Annotated in this window: 13 protein-coding genes; 5 read left to right on the top strand and 8 right to left on the bottom strand. The window is 53.9% G+C overall.

Going from position 1 to position 20845, the window contains the following annotated elements:
* Window positions 1–27 precede the first annotated feature (27 nt).
* Window positions 28–2631 carry a TonB-dependent receptor gene (locus KIS77_01185; protein ID MCW5920927.1) on the bottom strand — a complete coding sequence of 868 codons (2604 nt, stop codon included), beginning with the start codon at window positions 2629–2631 and terminating at the stop codon, window positions 28–30.
* Window positions 2632–2861: 230 nt separating this feature from the next.
* Window positions 2862–5198, bottom strand: coding sequence for a TonB-dependent receptor (locus tag KIS77_01180; GenBank protein ID MCW5920926.1), 2337 nt, complete (start codon window positions 5196–5198; stop codon window positions 2862–2864).
* 471 nt (window positions 5199–5669) lie between these two features.
* On the opposite strand from KIS77_01180, the gene KIS77_01175 reads away from it, so the two are divergent.
* Window positions 5670–6464, top strand: coding sequence for a hypothetical protein (locus KIS77_01175; GenBank protein ID MCW5920925.1), 795 nt, complete (start codon window positions 5670–5672; stop codon window positions 6462–6464).
* Window positions 6465–6763: 299 nt separating this feature from the next.
* On the opposite strand, the gene KIS77_01170 is transcribed toward KIS77_01175, so the two are convergent.
* Window positions 6764–9310, bottom strand: coding sequence for a hypothetical protein (locus KIS77_01170; protein ID MCW5920924.1), 2547 nt, complete (start codon window positions 9308–9310; stop codon window positions 6764–6766).
* Window positions 9311–9358: 48 nt separating this feature from the next.
* The gene (locus KIS77_01165; GenBank protein ID MCW5920923.1) at window positions 9359–10009 is read right to left on the bottom strand and encodes a hypothetical protein; all 651 of its coding nucleotides are present in this window, start codon (window positions 10007–10009) and stop codon (window positions 9359–9361) included.
* 153 nt (window positions 10010–10162) lie between these two features.
* Here KIS77_01165 and KIS77_01160 point away from each other — a divergent pair, with 153 nt between their 5' ends.
* Together KIS77_01160 and KIS77_01155 are read left to right on the top strand one after the other, a co-directional pair.
* Entirely contained in the window at window positions 10163–11815 is a 1653-nt protein-coding gene (locus KIS77_01160; GenBank protein MCW5920922.1) for a hypothetical protein, read from the top strand.
* A gap of 115 nt (window positions 11816–11930) precedes the next feature.
* The gene (locus KIS77_01155; GenBank protein ID MCW5920921.1) at window positions 11931–12434 is read left to right on the top strand and encodes a hypothetical protein; all 504 of its coding nucleotides are present in this window, start codon (window positions 11931–11933) and stop codon (window positions 12432–12434) included.
* Between the two features lie 181 nt (window positions 12435–12615).
* Here KIS77_01155 and KIS77_01150 read toward each other — a convergent pair whose 3' ends face one another.
* Both KIS77_01150 and KIS77_01145 read right to left on the bottom strand, forming a co-directional pair.
* The gene (locus KIS77_01150; protein MCW5920920.1) at window positions 12616–13065 is read right to left on the bottom strand and encodes a hypothetical protein; all 450 of its coding nucleotides are present in this window, start codon (window positions 13063–13065) and stop codon (window positions 12616–12618) included.
* Window positions 13066–13125: 60 nt separating this feature from the next.
* Window positions 13126–13359, bottom strand: a complete 234-nt coding sequence (locus KIS77_01145) for a hypothetical protein (GenBank protein MCW5920919.1) — start codon at window positions 13357–13359, stop codon at window positions 13126–13128.
* A gap of 246 nt (window positions 13360–13605) precedes the next feature.
* Between KIS77_01145 and KIS77_01140 the strand changes: the two genes are divergently transcribed.
* Window positions 13606–15642, top strand: coding sequence for a helix-hairpin-helix domain-containing protein (locus KIS77_01140; GenBank protein MCW5920918.1), 2037 nt, complete (start codon window positions 13606–13608; stop codon window positions 15640–15642).
* 37 nt (window positions 15643–15679) lie between these two features.
* Window positions 15680–18319 carry a DUF3352 domain-containing protein gene (locus KIS77_01135; GenBank protein MCW5920917.1) on the top strand — a complete coding sequence of 880 codons (2640 nt, stop codon included), beginning with the start codon at window positions 15680–15682 and terminating at the stop codon, window positions 18317–18319.
* 325 nt (window positions 18320–18644) lie between these two features.
* On the opposite strand, the gene KIS77_01130 is transcribed toward KIS77_01135, so the two are convergent.
* Window positions 18645–19667: a hypothetical protein gene (locus tag KIS77_01130; GenBank protein MCW5920916.1), complete on the bottom strand. Its 1023-nt coding sequence runs from the start codon at window positions 19665–19667 to the stop codon at window positions 18645–18647.
* 61 nt (window positions 19668–19728) lie between these two features.
* Window positions 19729–20493: an NUDIX hydrolase gene (locus tag KIS77_01125; GenBank protein MCW5920915.1), complete on the bottom strand. Its 765-nt coding sequence runs from the start codon at window positions 20491–20493 to the stop codon at window positions 19729–19731.
* Window positions 20494–20845 lie beyond the last annotated feature (352 nt).

Genomic DNA, 20845 nt, shown 5'->3' with positions numbered 1-20845 from the left:
CGCGTTTCAAACTGTTGCACCTGCTTTTTAGAATCCCGCATCCATGCCATCCATCTCGATGCGGGTGTTTTTTCTGCGGAATAGCGAGGTGTCGAATTTGCCAAAACGATAGGAAAAGTTCAGCCGCGCCAATTGCGGGTCGCGGCGACGCCATGTGTCCTGAATGAAAAGGTCCGACTCGGTGAAGGTGCCTTGCTTGCGCGAGCGGAATATGTCTTGCACGTTGAGCGTAAGCGTCGCCTTGCGGTTCCAGAGGTCTTTGCGCACGGAGAAATCAACGAACCAAACGGGTATGGAGTAGCCCTGCGCCGTGTTGGTGGGGCCACCCATCCAGCCGCCGAAGCCCCTGCCGCCGCCGCCTACCGTGAGCGCGGTGCGGCTTTGGTAGGAGCCGGAAAATTGCACGGTGAAGTTTTCAGGCAGTTTGATGTTGAGATTCTCCTTGACAAACCATGTGAACTGCTCGTTTTTCAGGTTGGCCTCCACGTTGCTCGCATCAATGATGGCATTGTAAAAATTCCAGTTGGAGGTCAGTTCCAGCCTTTTTCCCAGTGTGTTTTTCAACGTAAACTCAAGTCCGTAGGCGGTGCTCGAATTGGAATTGGCAAAGGAGGAGACGACCACCTCGCGTTGCAATTCTTGACTAAAGTCAGTGTATTGGTAGCGCGTGATGAGGTCGTTGGAACGCTTGTAATAGATGGATGTCAGCAGGTTGTGGCCTTTGGAAAAGACCTTTTGATACGACATTTCGAGCGAGTTGGTGAACTCCGGCCTGAGCGCAGGGTTGCCAAGCGAGATTTGCAGCGAGTCCGAAAAGTCGGGGAATGGAATCAGCTGGAAAAAGTTGGGCCGATTGATGCGGCGCGAATAATTCAACTGCAAATTGTCTTGGTCGTTGAGTTTGTAGGTCACAAACACGCTGGGAAACAGGCTCAACGGGTACTCGTTGGTGAACGAGGTGTCTAGGTCAATCAAGGTGCCTGTATAGACCGAGCTCTCCGCACGCAGCCCCACTTGATAGCCCCATTTGGGGAAGGAGTGGGCAAAATTGGTGTAGGCCGCATACACTTGGTCGTTGAATTTGTAGTTGTCGGCAAAGCCCGGCACTTGCACCTCTTCCCGGAAAGTCTTGTTGTTGGAGCGGAAGTTGCGAATCGCGGCCCGTGCGCCTGCCTCTATTTTCATTTTGTCGTTGAGCGGGTCGGTAAAATCTGTTTGTGCCGTGAAGAACTCGTTGGAGCCATCAATGGTCTGGCTCTGCCGCGCCGTCAAGGGGGGGACGAAGTCGAGAAAGCTCGTCAGGAACTGGCCCGCGCTGCCCGATTTGCTGCGGTTGAAGTTCACGTCGGCGGTCCACTCCTTGCCCGATTTTGGGAAAAGATACTTGTAGAGCGCCTGTGAGCCGAGGTTGCGGAAGTTGCGCTTGTTGTCCGTTTCGCGCAGCGCCTGCGTGCTCACGAAATAGGAGTCATAAATCGTGTCGGTGCGAATAGTTTGGTCGTCGAAGGAATTGAACTCTCCCCGGTTCAAGGTGGCGCTGACGGTGAAGGTGTTGCGATTATTGATGAACCAGTCCACGCCGCCGCGCAACATGCCGAAGTAGCCTGTGTTCTCCGTGTTGTTGGCTTGAAACACATCGGTGAGGGGGTTGCCAAACAAATTCTGGCGAGCGGTGGCGCCGGAGCTCAACGAGCGGCGCTGGTTGAGGTTGGCCCCTATGAACGCGTTGAATTTGCCTTCGCGTGCATTGATATCGCCGCCGAGATTGACACGTCCGCGCATATCGAGTCCCGCACGCAAGTTGCCGTTGTATCCGATGCGGCGCTCTTTTTTCAGCACGATATTGACGATGCCGGCGTTGCCGCCCGAAGCGTCGTATTTGGCCGAGGGGTTGGTGATTACCTCGATGGTCTCGATGGCATCTGCCGGAATTTGGTCAATGGTGAGCGGCGTGGGCCGGCCATCCACAAAAAGCTGTGGCGCGGCGTTGCGCAAGGTAAGATTGCCGTCGAGGTCCACATTGAGCGAGGGGATGTTTTTCAGCACATCTTCGGCAGTGCCGCCCGCCGCCACGCCATCCTTGTCGGGGCGATATACTTTTTTGTCGAGCGCGAGGGTGAATTGTGATGCCTCCGCGCTGACGGTGACTTCTTTCAGCACCTGCGACGAGGTTTGCAAGATGATATTGCCGAGGTCTTTGTCCACCGATGCCGCCGCGCTGGCGAACCCTCCACCATTGCCGGTAGGCATCTTCACGTCGAAGGCTATTTTCTGCTCGTAGGTGGCGTAGCCCATGTAGTTGATTTTTAGGGTAAACTGACCGCGAATCGGGAGGTTTTCCAGACTGAACTCGCCGTTTTCCCTTGTCAATTGGCCCGCGAGTATCGCCTCTTCCATTTTTCGGCTCACGGTGTCGAAACGCATCCCCAACAATTGCACGGAGGCGTAGGCTAATGGTTTTTTGTTTTCGTCCAACACTTTGCCATAGAAACGGCCTATGTTGAACTGTGCGGCGTTGAATTGGCCGCCGCCACCGGGACGACCGCCTTGAGGCATTTGTGGTATCTGGGCCGCCAACGTGAGGGGCAAAAGGGCAAGCAACGCCAACGAAAGAAAATGTTTGGGTGTCATGGTGTGCTGAGAAGCAGTATGGATTTATTTTTTTGGTGAAAAACTTGGTTAGAGAGCTAACAACCTTCCATCCTCTACCTAAGTTTTCGCATTATTTTTTAAAAAAACACTGCCAACACCACGAAGCCTTGCGGCCAACATTCTTTGTTTGGGAAGAATCCCTCGTTTGAGTAGTTTTTGTGCCGGCCAACTTCTTGGTGTGGCAGTGTCTTGTGTGTTTTTTTTATGTTTCAATACTCTCCGCCGCCGCCGTCGTGCTCGCGTTCTTTGGCGCGTTCTTTTGCCTTGTTGAGGCGGTAGCTGAAAGTAAGATTCACCTGTCTGGCACGCCATTGAAAATCATTTTCGGTATAGAAATCAGCGCCGGAGGTGATGCCGCGCCAGCGACGGGTGTTGAACAAGTCCCGGACACTGAGCGTGAGCGTGCCGTTGTTGTTCAGAAAATCCATGCTCGCGCCGAGGTCGAGGTGATAAAGTGCTTTGGCGCGGCCTTGCGTCGTTTGGCGCGGCGCGCGATAGTTGAAGGTGGTTTGAAGGTCAATTTTTTTCAAGATGGTCAGGCGCGAGTTCAGTCGCCCAAACCATGTGTAGGTGTCGGCATTGAACTGCTGGCCCTCCAGTTCGCCATCGGTGATGGAGCGAAAAAAGTTGAGGTTGCCGTTGAGTTTCCAAATCCGAAACGGCTCATAAGAGCCAGTGAACTCAAGGCCAAAGTCATTGCGTTGCGACAGGTTGAAGGGCCGAGTGATGGCGGAGGTGTCGGAAAGTTGGGTACGAATCCGCTCTATCACGTTGGTCGTGAAGCGATAATAGACTGACGAGTTGAGCGAGCCTTTTTCCCAGCGTTTGAGGTGCCCGATTTCGTAGGCATCGGTGTATTCAGGCTCCAAGTTTGGATTGCCGCCCCAATAGTTGCGGGCATCGCTGAAGGTGGTGAAGGGGTTCAACTCACGGAAATGGGGGCGACGGATGCGACGGCTATAGCTGATTTGCAGGGTGTTTTCGTTGAACAAATCGTAGCCCAAGTGGGCACTTGGAAACAAGTTGGTGTAGAGCGGCCGGGCGTTTATTTCGTTGGTTTGCAACAGCTCGGTTTTCACGTCGGATGTCTCCACGCGCAGGCCGCCTTGCCATGAGAATCTGTTGGCTTTGTTGCCCATCATCCCATAGACGGCATAGATGTTCTCATCGTAAAGCACGTTGTTGCTCAAGCCCGGAAGGGGCAGCCAAGTCGCATCTTCGAGGGTCTCCACCAAGAAGTCGTTGCGAATGTCGCGCAGGCCAGCCCGCGCCCCGGCTTCAAATTTTCCTTCCTTTCCCATCGGGCGCACATAGTCCACTTGCAGGACACGGTTGAATTCGCCTTCCTTGTTCAAGGAGCGTTGCAACAGGTCTGGGCGGCCCGAGGGCTGCCAATCTGGACTGAAATACACCTCTCTGAAATCCGATTTTTCTGTTTCGGTGTTGTCCTGATAGCGGAAATCAGCGGTGAGTTCGTGGCCTTTCCCCTGAAATATCTTTTTGTAAGTCAGCGAGTATTCCAGATTAGGCTCTGTCTCCGTTTCGTTGTCCGTGCGGCGCGTGATGCCCGTCGGGTTGTTGAGGCTATTGAGATAATCGCGATACTCGATGACGTTGGTATTCAGTTGGTCACTGTACTGCCACGAGAACGCAGTGGTGAAAATGTCTTTTGGAGTGATATAATAATCGGCCCCAAATCGGGCGCTATTCGACAATCCGCCGCGCATTCGTCTGCTGGTTTGTTCAGTGATGAATGTCGTGTTGTCCGCATAGAACTCCTGATACTGGCTGCCGCTACCCGGGCTGTTGCGATATCGAATGCCGTAGTTGGAAAATAGATTGAGCTTGTTGCGGCGGTAGTTCAGGTTGAAAGTGGCGCCATATTCATCCGGCTGCCCCACCGTGAGGTCGAACGAGCCGTTCAGCCCGCGCTGCTGCTCTTTTTTCAGCACGATGTTGATAATGCCCGCCATCCCTTCGGCTTCATATCGCGCCGAGGGATTGGTAATCACCTCCACGCGGTCTATCATGTTGGCAGGCAAGTTGCGCAATCCATTGGAGCCAAAGCTCACCAAACCAGAGGGGCGCCCGTCTATCAAGATACGCACGCTTTCGCTACCTCTCAGACTCACGTTGCCCTCCACGTCCACCGTCACCGACGGCACATTGTCAAGCACTTCCGCCGCCGTGCCGCCCTTGTTTACCAAGTCTTTACCCACGTTGTACACCTTCTTGTCCAAATCGAACTGTACCTGGCTTTTTTCGGCCCGAATAATCACCTCATCCAAGGTGTTGGCATCCGAAGAGAGCAATATGGTGCCCAAATCAGTATCTGTCGCGAGATTGATGTCCCAAACATATTTCGTGCGATAAGAGAGGAACTGCGCCCGCAGAAAATAGGTGCCGGGTTTGGCCTGCATTTCAAAAATGCCGTCATCGTCCGTGATGGCACCCGTCACTGCCGCGCTATCGGGCAAGGAAAAAAGCGTGACGGTGGCAAAAGCGAGTGGGAGTTGCGATTCGACATCGGTAAGGGAACCTCTCAAGAGGTGTTTGTCAACGGCGGGCGCTCCCGATTCTTGCACTTGGGCACACAACAACGAAGGCAAGGAGCACAATAGAAGAATAAAAAAGCGGGGAGAAAACATCAAGGGATAGAAATTGTGCGAGCGAAAAAGAACTGGAATGAAAAAATCGGGCAATAGTTCAATCAATCAAGTTGCGGCGACACAAAGGAACGCCCTATTTTTCAAGGAGATAGCGGTGTGTAGATGAAAGCGTTAATTGTGACGATGAGGTATCTTGGTGACCTTCCAGTGTTCATCAAACCAATTTTCTCGTTGAGATTTCGCTTGCCTCCGCGTCTAAGCAAATCGCACCGACCTGACTGAACGCACCGCGAGGTCGCAAACAAATTCTCCCCTAAACACCATTGGCATAAAAAATTTCACAAAACAACTCGGCATCAAAATCTTACTACTTTTACCCCACTGTTTAACAAACAAAACGATATTTAAATGACATTGATTGACCAAATCCGCGACCTCATCGCCGAGGGCGAAACCCAACGGTCGCTCGACGAACTCTACAAATACGTCAAGGAAAGCAACGCCGACGTGATTGACAATCTCGTCATGTTGCGCGGCAGAATGCAAGACCTGCAACGCTCCATCAACAACGGCACGATGGACAACCAAACTGCGGCTTTGGAACGCGCCAAAATCAACGAGGCTATTCTTAAAATGCTGCCACAACTGACACCCGAATACCTCGCCGAGGCCAGCAAGCGAAAGGAGCCTTTGCAGCGCGCTGTACCTGCTGCTGCGCCTGCTGTCGCTCGCTCTGCCGAAGCGCCTGCACGCGATATGAAAAAGTGGTACCTCATCGGTGGGGGAGCTTTGCTCGTCGTGGTGCTGCTGATATCCACGCTTGGCGGAGGAGACACCTCCGAAGACTTTCAGGAGCAAACGGTCGCCGAATCCACCGATGCCACATTTCCAAATGCCCCCTCAGAGAATGCGGCCCAACAGAATTTTCAGCAGCAACCCAGCCAAGCCGAACAAGACCATTTGGAATGGCAATCGAATAACGGCGCAGTCTCTTTTGTCACCCAAAACGGCACGAATTGGAATGAACTGGATGGCGGCGGCGCTGTCAGATTCAAATTCAAATTGACCGAAGAAACCGAGGAATACGTCGAGATATACGATGCTTCCCGCGGAACAACCTTGCGCATTTACAACGACAAAGTTCAATTCCAACAAGGCGACAATACCGAATGGAGATTGTTGGCCTATGGCGGGTGGAAATAACCAGCCAAGCATTGGTGCCAGCATGGTTCGCTGAAAACTTGGCGACGCGAATCACACGCACGCTTGCCATCGAGAAAGAGATTCTTTCTTTGAAAAAATGAGGCCGTCTCATAAGTGATGTTTGTTTGACAGGATTGACAAGATTTGCGCCCATTTTCGGGTCAAAAAACCTGTAAATCTTGTTAATCCTGTCGAAATTTAAACTTGTGAGACGGCCTCATTTCATTTTAGCGGCAGCAAGCGCAAGCGCAACCGGGACCGAAGCATTGGTTGCCACAGGCGCAGGCAATGCACCCTCTCTATCTTTTCCCTTTCTTCCCTCCGCTCTTCGCCGGAGCCGCGGGAGTCGCCTTTTTGGGCTTTTCTTTCCTCTCGGCGGGTTCAATATCCGCCAGTTGGTTCGGGTCGCCGAGCGAATGGCGACGATACCACAGGAACAACCCTCCAAAAAACAGCAGCAAGGCCAACACGGAAGCCACTTTTGAGATGGATTCGCCGAGGTAGAACGAGCGCGGCTCGAAGCGCATTTCCAATTTTTGATTTTGGCCCGCTGGCAAGCGCATGGCGCGGATGAGATAGTCGGCCTTGATGAAGTCAGGGGCTGGCTGGCCGTTGAGGTAGCATTTCCAGCCTTTGGCAGGTGGGTACCACATTTCGGAAAAAAGAGCAAGTTGCTCTGTGGCGGCCGAGTACTCGTATTCCATTCGGTCGGGGTGATAACTCGTCAGGCGGATGGTGGCGTTGCTGTCGGGTTGGATGTTCAGCCCATCGAGAGCAGAAGCGAACGACTGTTGCACCACGGCAGAGTCGCGGAAATTGAGCATTCCAAGCGCCTCTATTTCCTCATCGCCATTGGCGACGACCCGCCATCCTTTCACAAACCAAGCATTGCCGAGCGCGGCGGGGTTGCGCACGATTTCGGTGGTCGGTTTCACCACATATTTCACATTGAAAATCCCCGCAAGCCGAAGAATACCCGGCAAGCGATTTTCATCCTCGGGGTACACGTCGCCAAAATATCGCTCCACCACATCTTGGTAGCGTTGGAGTTTGGCCGCGTGGTAGCCGCTCAAGCTTTTGTGGAAATAAGACGTAATCCAGTTGGTCGTCATTTTGCCCCGAGCATAGTCGAGCACACGGTAATGAATGTCTTGGTCTTGCTTGATTTCCATGTCAAAACCATCTTCCGGCGGGCGGGCAAGGGCTTCTTTTTTGTTCTCGTACTTGCTAGCGTCCAAGGTGCGATTGCACACAAACCAGTGGTCGGTGAGTGCCAGCAGCGCAATGCCGCCGACCGTCAGACTGGCTTTAAGGCTGCCTTTCAGGTAAAACCAAATCAACACAGCGGCAGCGAAGATGAAACCCATGGAGCGGAACGCATCGCCGCGCACCAATGCCGCACGGTCTTTTTTCAAGGCAGCAAGCAGGTCAGGCACCTGAGCCAGCATCTCGTCGCGTTGCCCCACATTGGGCGCAAACACAATGGCGAGCAGGCACAAAAACAACGTGGAGCCAGCCGCCACTTGCAACGCTCTTTTTTTCTTTTCGAGCGCGATGTCGGGGTCGCAAAGCTTTTGCAAACCCAAAGCCGCCAACGCCGCAAAACACAATTGACCCATGCCCAGCGCCATCGAGACCGCACGGAACTTGTTGAACATCGGGAAATAATTGTAGAGCAAGTGATTGAGGAAAAAATTCTTGCCCCACGCCAACGAAATCATAAACACGGCGCTGCCCGCAAGCCACCATTTGGCATCGCCCGGCACCAGCAGCGCACCCAGCAAAAACAGAAAACACACAATTGCCCCGAAGTAGATGGCTGTGCCCACAAAGGGCTGGTCGCCCGTGTACATGAGTACAGCCGTTTGTTGGTTGGCTTGCTGCGGAGACAGCTGATTGCTATATTTTCTGGCAAAAGTCTTGAACAACTCCGTGTCTTTATACGACTCATTGGCACCGCCACCCGCATAATGCGGAACGAGCAGCGTGAAGCTCTCCCCCACCCCATAGCTCCAGCCGAACAAATAATCCTTGTCAAGCCCATCGCCTCTGGCGGCGGCTTTGCTCAATTCCGACTTGCCGCGAATCGTCTCTTGGCTGTACTCATAAGTAGGCCAAAGACGCGAGACATTGCATGCAGCAGCCACCACCAAGGCCAACAACGTGACCGCCAGCGAGCGCACCCACGACAAATATGCCTTGTGCCGAATAGCATCCACCTCACGAGCGATGAAATAAATGCCCATCAGCAGCAGGGTGTAATAAGTGATTTGAACGTGGTTGGCGTATATCTGAATCGAAGTGAACAAGGCCAGCATCCCAGCCCCCAAGAGCAAGCGCCCATTGAAAACCAACACCATGCCGGCCAGCATCCCCGGCGCAATGGCCAACGCCGCCATCTTGGTGGAGTGCCCCGCTTCGAGGATGTCCACGTTGTAAGAAGTGATGCCATAGGCCAATGCGCCGAATATCGCCACCCGCCAGTCGGCCTTCAAAGCGCCCAACAGCAAGTACATACAGAACATGGCCGCAAAAACCTGTGCCCACACGGAGGTGTAGTCATTCCAGAGAAACAACGCTTTGAAGACCGGTTCCGTCAAATTGCCTTCCACAGAAGAGTATATCTGGTAGGCCGGCATCCCCCCGAAAGGGCTGTTCGTCCACAAAGGCGCTTTGCCTTCTTTTTCCACATAATAATGAGACTCGGTCTGCATGGCGCGAGCCTTGTCGTTGTCGGGCTGGGGCAGCACCTTGCCATTGAAGGCGTTGGGCGCGAAATACACCGCCGACACGAGCATCAGCACGGCCACGGCAATCAAATGGGGGAGGAATTTTTTAAAATCCATGTGATTTGAATGTTGATTTACTGCGCGGCGAAGGTATTGAAATGTTCCTTAGTTCAAATTGAGGAGCAATTGCCGAAGTGCTTCTGAAGGAATTTCGTGTCCGCCGTCAAAAGGTTTTTCCTCAAAATCCACCCCGTTCCTGTCCTCTATTTCTTGCAGCGTGCTCAATCGGTCAGGTGTCAGGAAAGGGTCGCTGGTGCCGTAGAGTAGGTAGAGATTCTTGTCGGACAAATAGTTGCGGTGCGCGGCATAGTCCAAGTCTTCAGGAGGAAGGCCCGCCCAGAGCACGAGGTCGTGAAAATGCGGGTGATGGCGCAACGCCCACCGGCAGGCAGTGGCCGTGCCTTGCGAAAAACCAAGCAACACGATGCGAACGTCGTAAGGAATCTGTTCGGCATAGTGGCTGTAGAGCGTCTGTAGATAGAGCGAATAGTCGGCGATTTGGTCTTCGCGGTGGTGCTTGGTCATCCAATTGGCGCCGACCGGGCCCGCGAAACCTTTTTTGTAAAAATGGTTCATGCCTTCGGGCGCAAGCACAAGCGTGTGACCATCGTCGAGCAATTTGAAATTTTCCAAAAACTCCGAGGCCAATTGCGCGTAGCCGTGACACACGAGCCACATTTGCCGAACGTGCATGCCCGGCTGGCCGAGCATACAATAATGGGCGGTTTTTGAGACGGTCAACTTGTGATATTCCATGGTGCGATGGTTCGAGGAGAAGCGTTGGCGGGTCGAAAGGTATGAAAACAGCCGCTACCCGGCAAAACTCGTTTTTTTGAAAAAAATGCCCGAGTCGTTTAGCTACATTTGCTTGATGTTATTTCTGTTCCAATACCAAACTGCGTTTATTCCATGCTTCGCTTTTGCTCCGCCTTGGTCTTTTTGCTTTTTTGCGCAAAAGAACCCATCTCTGCCTGCGGCTACAATTTCGTGGGCGACTGCTCCACCAGCATTTCACTAAAAATCAACGGCACACAGGACAGTTTTGCGGTGGCCCCCTGTCCCGGCGTGCTAGGCTTCAACGGCTTCGCATTGGGCAATCTCCAGTCGCTCGAAATCGCGCGCGCCCAAGCCGCCACTTGGGAAAGTTGCGAAAACAACGTGACCAGCGTGGCGCTCCGATACCGCGTGTATGAGCACGGCTTTCCCGGCGGCGCGTGGCACAGCCTCGATTTGCAGGAAGATTACAACACGCTGGTCGGGCCTTACACCACCCGCTATCGCAGCATTGACACCAGCACGAGCCTGACAGATGGCCTGACAGAGGGCAGACGCTATGTTCTGGAAATATATTTTTTTGCGGAAATAGACACCATCGGCGACGACTTCATCCCGGAAGGCACTTTCGTGCAAAACAACAATGGCCTCAACTACCATTTCATCTTCGAATACGGCGGCGACAGCGCCCCACCCTTCGTGGTAGCCACCACAAAAATCGTGGACGTGAAATGTCACGGCGACAGCACGGGCGTGGCCGGCGTGACGGTCTATGGCGACCCGAACGGGCTTTTTTACCATTGGAGCAACGGAGGCATCAATTTCCCCATTCTGAACAAATTGCTCGCTGGCACCTATTCGGTCACGGTGACGGGCGCAAGCGGACACTCGGAAAGCGACACCATCGAAATAGCGCAGCCAGCAGCCCCCCTGAGCGCGTCGTTCACCCTCACGGCGCTCGGCTGCGACGGCTCGCCCGGCCTTGCCACAGCCGAGGCATCGGGCGGCACCACTCCTTATTATTATATGTGGGAAAACGGAGAGCAATTGCCATCCGCCACATTCCCCCAAAGTGGCGAATACGGCCTGCTCCTCACAGATTCCAACCATTGCGAGTCGGAATATCTCGTGGAAATAGCGCCACCGCCCACAGTGGAATCATACCAAACGGCAGAGGTTTGCGAAGGCGAGGCATATTCGATGGCAGGCATGAGTTTTTCGCAGCCGGGCAATTACACCATTCAACTTGACGGATTCCCCAATTGCGACACAGTGGTGCATCTGAGCCTCAGCGTGTCGCCCAAACCCACCATCCAAGCCGACCTCAACGCCTCGGAAGGTTCCATCGCGCTGCTCATCAGTGGAGGCATGGCACCCTACGATATTTTGTGGGACAACGGCTCCACCACCCCCGTCGTCAGCGACCTCGCGCCCGGCACTTACTGCGTCACCGTCGCCGATGCCAAAGGATGCTCGCAAACCGCCTGCGCAACCTTGGAGCCGTCCAGCGCGTGGAATCCGCAAGTCGCCCGCCCGCTGCGCCTCATGCCCAATCCGGTGCTTCCGGGCCAGCCAATCGAGATGATTCTCCCCGTTGATTTTGTCGGCCAGGAAATAAACGTGGAAATACTTGATGGAAGAGGCGCGACGTTATTGCGCTTGAAAGAGCGACTCGGGCAGCCATCCCTAAGCCTGTCCTGCCCTATTCAGGCACCTGTTGGCATAGCGCTCATAAGAGCCACCAGAGCAGATGGAAAGGGGGTAACAGGCAGACTGACAGTGCATTAGCCGGGTACATTTGCGCAAGAAATGTCCAAATGATTTGGTGTTCGCAGTTTCTTTTTACATTTGCACGATTTTTTAAACAAAACTTTCTACTATCACTCTCAAAAATTTTCAGAACATGAGCAAAAAACTGTTTCTCCTTCCGGCCCTCGTGATGGGCGCTTTCCTGCTCTTTATGCCTGCTTGTGGCGAATCCGACCCCTGCAAAGATGTTGAATGCGGTGCCAATGGCATTTGCATCGAAGGCACTTGCGACTGCGACCCGGGATATGAACTGGGAGCCTCCAGCAAATGCGACGTTGAATGGGCAACCAAATTCCTCGGTAGCTATACAGGTACCGATGGTTGTGGTGGAGCGTTGACTCAGCCTGTCAATATTACACGCATCAGCGAAAGACGGATTCGCATCACCAATTTTGGCGGTTTCGGCTCCTATGTGGACGCAGACATCAAAGTAGTCTCCGGCACTGCAAACGCCTTTGAACTCAACAATTATGTAGACCCTGCGCAGCGCAGATTCACTGGCAGCGGTACTTTGACTGGCAATGCAATTAGTGCTACATATACGGTTACATACACCGACGGCACTTCTGAAACTTGCACGTTTAACATCACGAAGTGATTGTTTTTGAAAGATTTTAAATGAAAAGGCCGGCGGGGATATCCCGTCGGCCTTTTTGCTTTTTCAAATTATACCTTGATTCGCTAGGATTTGTTAGATGAACATGATTGATGTTCTTGATTTTTAGCAGATTGCGATTGCAGACATGCCCAAAACCTAGCGGCGCGAAGTATATCTTAAATTAGTTGCCACCTCCAGCAGCGCCGGGGCGTTTCTTTTGCTGCTCTACATCGCCGGGTTTCGCCGCACCTGGGCGCTCCTTTTGTTGTTCTGGAGTTGGATTTCCAGCAGCACCCGGGCGTTCTTTCTGCGGGTCGCTCGGAGATGGTTGCGGAAGCGGGTCAACATTTGGGCCTTTGCCACCGCTACCGGGCTTTGGCTTCGACGGTTGTTTTTGGCCGGGCTTGGCAGCCGCGCGTTCTGCCAACACGGCTTGGAAGCGGCGGTCAGCCTCCGCGTTCACGCGCTCGGTGCATTCAGCATCTTTTTGTGCGCGCAGTTCGTCCAATTTCATCGTGACCATTTGGTCAATTTCGGCCATTTGTTGTTCGCGGGTCTTTTTGAACGAGGAAAAGACCAAGAATGCGACGGCGAGCACCGCTACGCCGAGAGTGAGCAATTTTTTATTCATCGTTGAGAATTTTTTCAGTGAAGGTTTGAAGTGAACATTGAGTGAGCAGAACGAGCGGCATCACTGCACTTGGCCGGACTGCACATCGAGTTGGCGCACGCGCTCCTGAACGCGGTTTTCAAACTCGGCATCGCACTTGGCGGTCATCTCGCTCTCGACGGCAGCGCGGCCAGCCTCAAATTTTTTGGCCACCTCGGCATCGAATTGTTCTTGTGTAAGCAGCTTTTCGCCACAGGAAGCCATGGAGAGGGTGAGTGCGGCCCCGGCGAAGATTCCCAGAATTGTTTTTTTCATGTCAAGAATCGTTTTGTTGGTTAAAAAAAATGACGTGCAAAAGTAGAACGGCGATTGTTAAAGTCAGAATGAATGAGGCGCAAATTTTCGGAGCTGAATAAACGGCGATTTCGCCCTATCATTGTTCGGCCAAAATCAGCCGCTTGGCAAAACCGCTGAATGATGCAAACAAGCACCTTTTTTACACAAAACCTTTCACCAAAAAAATCGCGCCCTCGCCGACTGCCGCTGCCACACCTTCCTCTCGTGGGCCTTTGGCTCATCTGGCTTGCTTGCCTGTTCCCCGCCTCTATTGCCGCGCAAACCGAAGACCCCTCTACGGGCGAATTGCTCGAAAATTTCTTCCGCGACAACGAACTCGCCTCCGAAACCGATGCCCAACTGTTTCTGGAAAATCTCGAAAACTACCGGCTGCGCCCGCTCGACCTCAACCGCGCCACTCGTGCCGACCTGCTCGAACTGCGCCTGCTCAACGACCTCCAAGTGGAAAATTTCATCGCCTACCGCAACCTGCTGGGGCCGCTGCTCAACGAGTACGAACTGCAAGCCATCCCCGGTTGGGACTTGGCCGACATTCGACGCATCCTGACGTATGCGAGGGTCAGCACGGGACTCGACACACGCAACGTGCGCATCATGAGGGGATTCGTGGAAGGCAACAACGAATTTTTGATGCGCTGGCTGCGACAGTCGCCGCCAAACTATCCCCGCAACGCGGAAGGCAGGCCGGATGGCTGGGCACTGCGCTATCGCCACACGTTCGACAACCGCCTGCGATTTGGCTTCACGGCAGAGAACGACCCCGGCGAGGCGTTTTTCAGCGGCAGCAACAAACACGGCTTCGATTTTTACAGCGCCCATCTTTTTGTCCAAAACCTCAACGAGCGATTTCGAGCCGTCGCGCTGGGCGACTACTCTGCCCGTTTCGGCCAAGGGCTGCTCTTGCAGACGGGTTTTTCGCCCGGCAAATCTGCCGAGACCACCGCAGTGATGCGCGGCGGTCGCAAAATCAACGCCTATTCGGCCTTCGGGGAAATCTATTTCTTTCGCGGCGCGGCGGCCACGGTGGCGCTTGGCAAAAACGTGGAAGTCACCGCACTCTACTCCAATCGGCGACGCGACGGCAACATTGCCCAGATTCAGTCCGACACCACAGACTTCGACGCGCCCGAAATTCTTTTCACCTCCATCCAAACTTCGGGGTTCCACCGCACTCCCGCCGAGATAGCCGATGAAAAAGCCATTCGCGAACAGGTGGGCGGCCTTTCGGCGGCTTACCTCTGGAAAAACGGCCACATCACGGCCAACGGCCTTTGGCTCCACTACGACAAACCCTTCAACCCCGCCACCTCCTACTACAACCAGTTCGTGTTCAGGGGCCAGCAACTCGCGGGGTTCAGCCTCGACTACAACTGGCGCCGCCGCAACTGGCTCCTTTTCGGCGAAACCGCCCGCAGCGACAACGGCGGGTTGGCTTCCATCAACGGCCTGTTGCTCTCGCCCGACCGCCACGTCACACTCAGCCTCGTGCAGCGTCATCTGGGCAAGGACTACCAATCTGTCTGGGCCAATCCTTTTGCCGAAACCTCCAACGTGGCCAACGAGCAGGGAATGTATATCGGTGCCGACATTCGATACATCCGGCGCTTGCAGATCAACCTGTACGCGGATGTGTGGCGGCACCCGTGGCTGCGATTCGGCGTGAGCGGGCCGTCGCAAGGGCGAGAGTTTTTGGCGCGGGTGCTCTGGACAAAAAGCCGCGCCTTCTCGGTGTATGCGCTTTGGCAGAGCGAGACCAAAGAGCGAGACGGGTTCGTGGCCGAACAACCCAACCTGCGCGGCTTGCTCGAAAATCGGCGCGACCGATTTCGCCTGCACGTCGTCAGCAAGGTGAGTCCCTCGGTGGAATTGCGCAGCCGGGTGGAATGGACGGGCTACCAAGTGCAGGGATACGCACGCACTTGGGGCTTTCTTGCCTATCAGGAGGCGGTGGTGCGCCCCATTGGCTCGCCGGTGCACGGAACGCTGCGCTACGCCATGTTCGACACCGACGATTTCAACTCGCGGATTTATGCCTTTGAAAACGACCTTTTTTCAGCCATTTCCATACCCGCCTTTTCAGGGCGCGGCACGCGGATGTATTTCAACCTGCATTGGCGGGTCAACGACTGGCTGCGCCTCGAAGGGCGCTACGAGCGCACCAATCAAGTGCGAGGCGTGACATCATCCAACATCACCGGACAAAGAGAGGTCTGGAAATTGCAAGCGCGGATGCGGTGGTGAGACATCATTTTTAAAAAAAGTGTTTGATTTGTGCCCCATGAGCAATCTACCCTCCAGAACAAAACAAATAGCCCTTGGCGCGCTGCTGGCGGTGGCGGTGCTGGCCATCGTGGCATCTTTGTTTGAAAGAAAAAAAAGCGCCTATCAAGCACTGCCATCGCAGGCTGCCGTCGTGTTGGAATTCAACAGCCTTTCCAAAGTCAACTTATTGAAAAAGAGCCTGAGCGCTCCCGTGTGGACGGATGTCATGGAAACGACCTTGTTCCGCAACGCTTGGGGCGACATCGCGGCTGCCGAACGTCTTTTTGGACACGCGCCCGCCCTACACGAGGCATTTTCCCGAAAAAAACTCTTGTTGGCACTCACGCTTGGCAAGGCTGACAGCTTGCATGGTTTGTTCACACTGGACACGGAAACGGACATCAACCTCAAAAAACTGCTGGAAACCAACAGCATCACCCAGCGGATTTTCCCCTCGGTATTTCACGGGCGCACGCTCTACACCGTCTATTTGGACAAAAACGAGCCAGTGGTGGTGGCTGCTTTGGGACCACTATTGCTGTTTTCGCGGTATTCCTACTTGGTGGAAGACGCACTGGGTCAATTGGAAAAATCGCAATCGTGGTGGGCAGGGCGCAAGGCCATGAACGAATTTGGCGTGGGCGCACCGCTGCGCTTGTTTTTCCGGCCATCTGCTATATGGGCACAATACGAGAACAGCACGGCCGCAGGTTGGGAACACGTCCCCGATATGATTTCAAAAAACGTGGAGTGGCTCGGCTTGGCTTGGAATGGCCGCGAGGTGACGGCTTTTGCCGAGACTGGGGGCGCTTTGCGCAATGCGGGCTGGTGGGGCAAGGCCACGCCGGAACAGGATATTTTCGCGGTGCTTCCCAACAATGTCGCCTTGCTCGCAAAGGCATATTTCGACCGGCCGCGCCTCTTTTTTGACCAAATCAAAAAAGGCAACAGCGACGATTTTGACCGCTTCGTGTTGCCGTGGATAGGCGACGAGGCGGCATGGGTGGTCACGGAGCCTTTTTCGCAGGGAATGTTTGAAGACCAATTCATTGTGTTGGCTACCCGCGACAGCGCAAGCGCCTTGGAGCGCCTGCGCGACTATGCGCGACAACGAGGGGCTTTGCGCGTGGAGGATTATCAAACGTTCGAGGTGTTTGAGTTTGCCGCCCAATCGCTGCTGTCGCCTTTGCTGGGAGAAAACAGCCATTTCCGCAATCCTTGTTGTGCAATGATTGGGCGTTATGTGGTCTTTTCGACCACTCGCCCCGCACTCGAGCTCTGGATTGACAAGCACATCGTCAGCCAGACTTTAGCCAACGACACCGATTTTTTGCAACTCCGGCAGAAAAAAACCGCTGGCACGGACAATGGCCAAGTCCTCCTCAATGGAGCCTATCTACCACTTTTATTGAAAAACATCTTCGACCCGCAACGCGAGTCGTTTCAGGCAGCCGACGTGCAAGCACTCTCAAAAATCGGGTGGGTTGGCCTCGATTTGCAACCCGACGGGAATAGCCGCCTGCAAGTCCATGTAGCCACTCAACCGCTGGCCACCGCCCAAACGCAGGCGAGCCTGCTTTGGAAAACACCCTTAGGTGCACCCGCCGCCACACAACCTTTCATAGTGGAAGGCAGCGAGGGCATAGCACTCGTGATGCAGGACTCGCGCCACGAGCTCTACCGCCTCAACGCCAGCGGCGCAGTGGTGTGGCGCCGACAAATGGAGGAGCCTATTTTGGGCGCGGTGCAAGGAATTGATTTTTGGGGCAACGGCTCTTTGTTTTTTCTCTTCAATACCGCCAACCGAATTTGGCTGCTCGATGACAAAGGGCACGACGCACAAGGATTCCCGCTTGAGCTGCTTTCGCCAGCCACCAACGGGGTGACGGCAGTTGACTTCGACAACAACTCAAAGTATAGCTACTTCATCGCCTGCGCCAACGGCAATTTGTATGGGTACGACCAATTTGGCCGCCCCTTGCCGGGCTGGAACCCACAAAGCGGCATCGGCCGGGTGACGCATCCGGTGCTGCATTTTCAACAGGGCAACAAAGATTATCTGGCGGCGCTCAACCAAGCGGGCAGGTTGTTCGTGTTTGGGCGCAACGGCGCGGAGCGCTTCCCGCCTGTTCAGTTTCAAGGCAAGGATTTTGGCCCCCCGCAGGCAGATGCCTCGCCCAAAGCGCCGCGCATCGTTTGTGCCAACGGCGCGGGCACGGTGTTCGTGTGCAAATTGGACGGCACCTCCTTCAATATGCAAATCGGCAAGGGAGGCAAGGGGGATGCGCACTTTGTTTTCACACTTCTTGGTGGCGACGCTCGCCACGACTATGCCTTGTTGAAAGAAAAAACGCTCTCGGCGAGCAGCTATGAGGGCAACACGTTGCGCCCGCTTTTCCAGACGACCTTGCCCACCGAGCAAGACACCTTGTTCGCCGTGCCGCAGCATCGCCTCGGCACCTTGAATCGGGGCAAGCGTCAGATTTGGTTGTTCGCTCCAAATGGGCAGGCATACCCCGAATTTCCGTTGGCCGGCACCACGCCTTTTGCGGTCAGTGGCACGGGTCAAAAGCAAGGGCAAATGCTAGTGGTAGGCGATGGGAGCAGCGTGTATGCCTATAAAATATACGCTTCCCCCGCTGGCGCATCTCGATAGACCGCCAAATTTGATTAAGAGGAGATTTAGAGGGGAGGTAAAAAAAATTTAGGGGCAGGGCAGACGAATGAAAACGGAGGCATCAAAATCGGAAAAGACAAAATAAACAGAGATTGAGACTGCTCAGAAAAGCGTGTCAAACCTTCCTGTATGTTTTTCTACACGGCGAACGCCGCACTCAAAGGAGGTTAAGTTACTGAAAAACCAAAACGCTGTGCCTCCGTGTCTCTGTGTTTTCTCATTGCCCGAATTGGGGCGACACAGTTTTTTGGACGCGCTCTTTTCGATTTTTACTTCCCGATTTTCATACGTTTGCCATGAGAATTTAGGGGGCATGCGCTTCCTTCTCCGACGCATCTCGATAGACCGCCACCACAAAAAGACCCGCGACAAACTCGGTGAGGCGGCGCCAACCGCCGTGTTTTTTGGACACATAGCGATACAGCGGCCCCACCTTGGTGCGCAGGTCGGGCATAAATCCCATGATTTGTTGCAAGGCTCCTTTTTCCTGCTCGCTTTTCTTTTTCGCCCAGCGCCTGAAATGCCATGTCATCACTGGCTGCACGATGTAAAACCAAGCAACCAGCACCGCCACTGTGCGCAGCACCGCATACATCGCTCTTTGGACGCCCGATGCCTTGCCGCCAGCCAGCAAAAACGTGAGCACGATGAAAAGCAAGACGCCGACAGCCAACAGCCACTTGGGTCTCGCTCGCTTTTTTTCGGAAAAATCCTGACCCGCCACTGGCAAGGTCAGCTGTCCGTATTCCGCCATGCGGGCCTCTATCTGGCCCGGCAAACGGGTGAGCCAAAAACCCAACACCACCCCCCACAGCCCATAGAGCGCGATGTAGCCTCCCACCACAAGGGCAGAACCCGACACGCCGCTCTGAAAGCCGAAGAGCTTGAGCACATCGCTCACGAAAATGTCGAGCGCCTCGAAAAGGGGCTTGCCAAAAAAAACTGACAGCATGATGACTTTTTGAACAGCCGACTCCACAATGGCCAAAAAGCCAAACAGATAGGCCGCCAACGCATAAGGCTTGACGTGACACAATATCAACGCACCCGCCACGCCCTGAAACCCCACCGCGAAATAGGCCGTCGGTGGCGAGTGCGGGCTGACAAGCGCCTTCACCAAAATCACCAACACCGTGGAACGCAGGATGACGGACGCTTTCCGACCGCTGGCGTGTGCCAACAGACCGATGCACAGCACCGCAAAACCACCTACAAATATGCCCGTAAAAGGCATTTTCAATGCGTGCATCACTCCGCCCAATGCACATTCGGAAAATGCCCACAGCGCGGTGATGCGAAAAATCGTGTCCGTATTGTTTGCTCGCATAGAGGGAAATGTTTGAGGAGTTTGAGGGCTTGTCCGGCCAAGCGGAGCGGACGGGAGATGATTAAAAAAACACATCCCAGAACACGCCTTCCTCCTCTTTGCCGACATTGAAGCGGTATAGGTAAGGCGCTTTGTGCGCAGCGCCCGAAAATTTTTTCTCCACCCTTTCCAAAATGCCCAATCCGAGCATTTTGCGCTGGAAATTGGCACGAATCAATTTTTTGCCCAAAATGGTCTCATAGAGGCTTTGCAGCTCTTGCATGGTGAAAGTGTCGGGCAGCAAATTGGGGCCGATGAGGCTTTTGCTCAGCCTGAAACGCAGGGTGTCCAGCGCCTTTTGCACAATGTGGGAGTGGTCGAACACCAAAGCAGGCATCTTATCCAAATTGTGCCATTCGCACACATCCGAGCTGCCGTCGGGCGTAGGCATTACTTGCGAAAACTCGACCAGCGCATAATAGCCCACCGAGACAAATCGCTTGGTAATCCAATGCCCCGGCGCGAGGTTTTTGCCAATGGCCGACACGATGACACGTTGCACCGACTCCTCCACGCGGTGGCGCTGGCCAAAGGTGTGGAATTGTTCGAGATACACATTTTTCATCCCTATTTTTTCCTCCAAAATTCGATGGGCTGCCGCGTCCATGTCTTCCTCCAGATAAATGTACCCGCCCGGCAAGGCCCACAGTTCGGTATTTCTGAACCGCACCAGCAACACCTTCAACTCATGGTCGTGAAATCCAAAAACGACGCAGTCAATGGACACACTGGGCAGGAAATGAGGGGACTCTTCCAGATGTTCAAGATGGGCTTCACGCTGTTCCATGAAATTTTTTTTTGCAAAAGTAGTTGCGTATTTCAACATCCGCCGTACCATTGTACCAAAATGATACATTAGCATCAATTCAGAATTTTTTTCTTAAAATGATGATGCTGCTCGAATATAATTTGCGACAGTGATAGAACCACGTTTTTTACTGTTTTTTTGCGAAATTGTGCATAGTGAGTGCCTGTGCCCTACCACCAAGCCAAAAAGGCTTGAATGCCTTTCCCCGAATTTGCTCTTGAATATGCGTGTGCTAATGTGAACACCCACTTACGTCCGAGCGAGAGGGGGCTGCCACGCATAAACTCGGTAAGCAAAAAACAACCACGAACAAGTTGGACACAAAGACTAC

The organism is Saprospiraceae bacterium (assembly GCA_026129545.1).
In the GTDB taxonomy this organism is placed as follows: domain Bacteria; phylum Bacteroidota; class Bacteroidia; order Chitinophagales; family Saprospiraceae; genus M3007.
The sequence above is the reverse complement of the archived record's forward strand: the minus strand, read 5'-3'. Positions and strand labels throughout refer to the sequence as shown.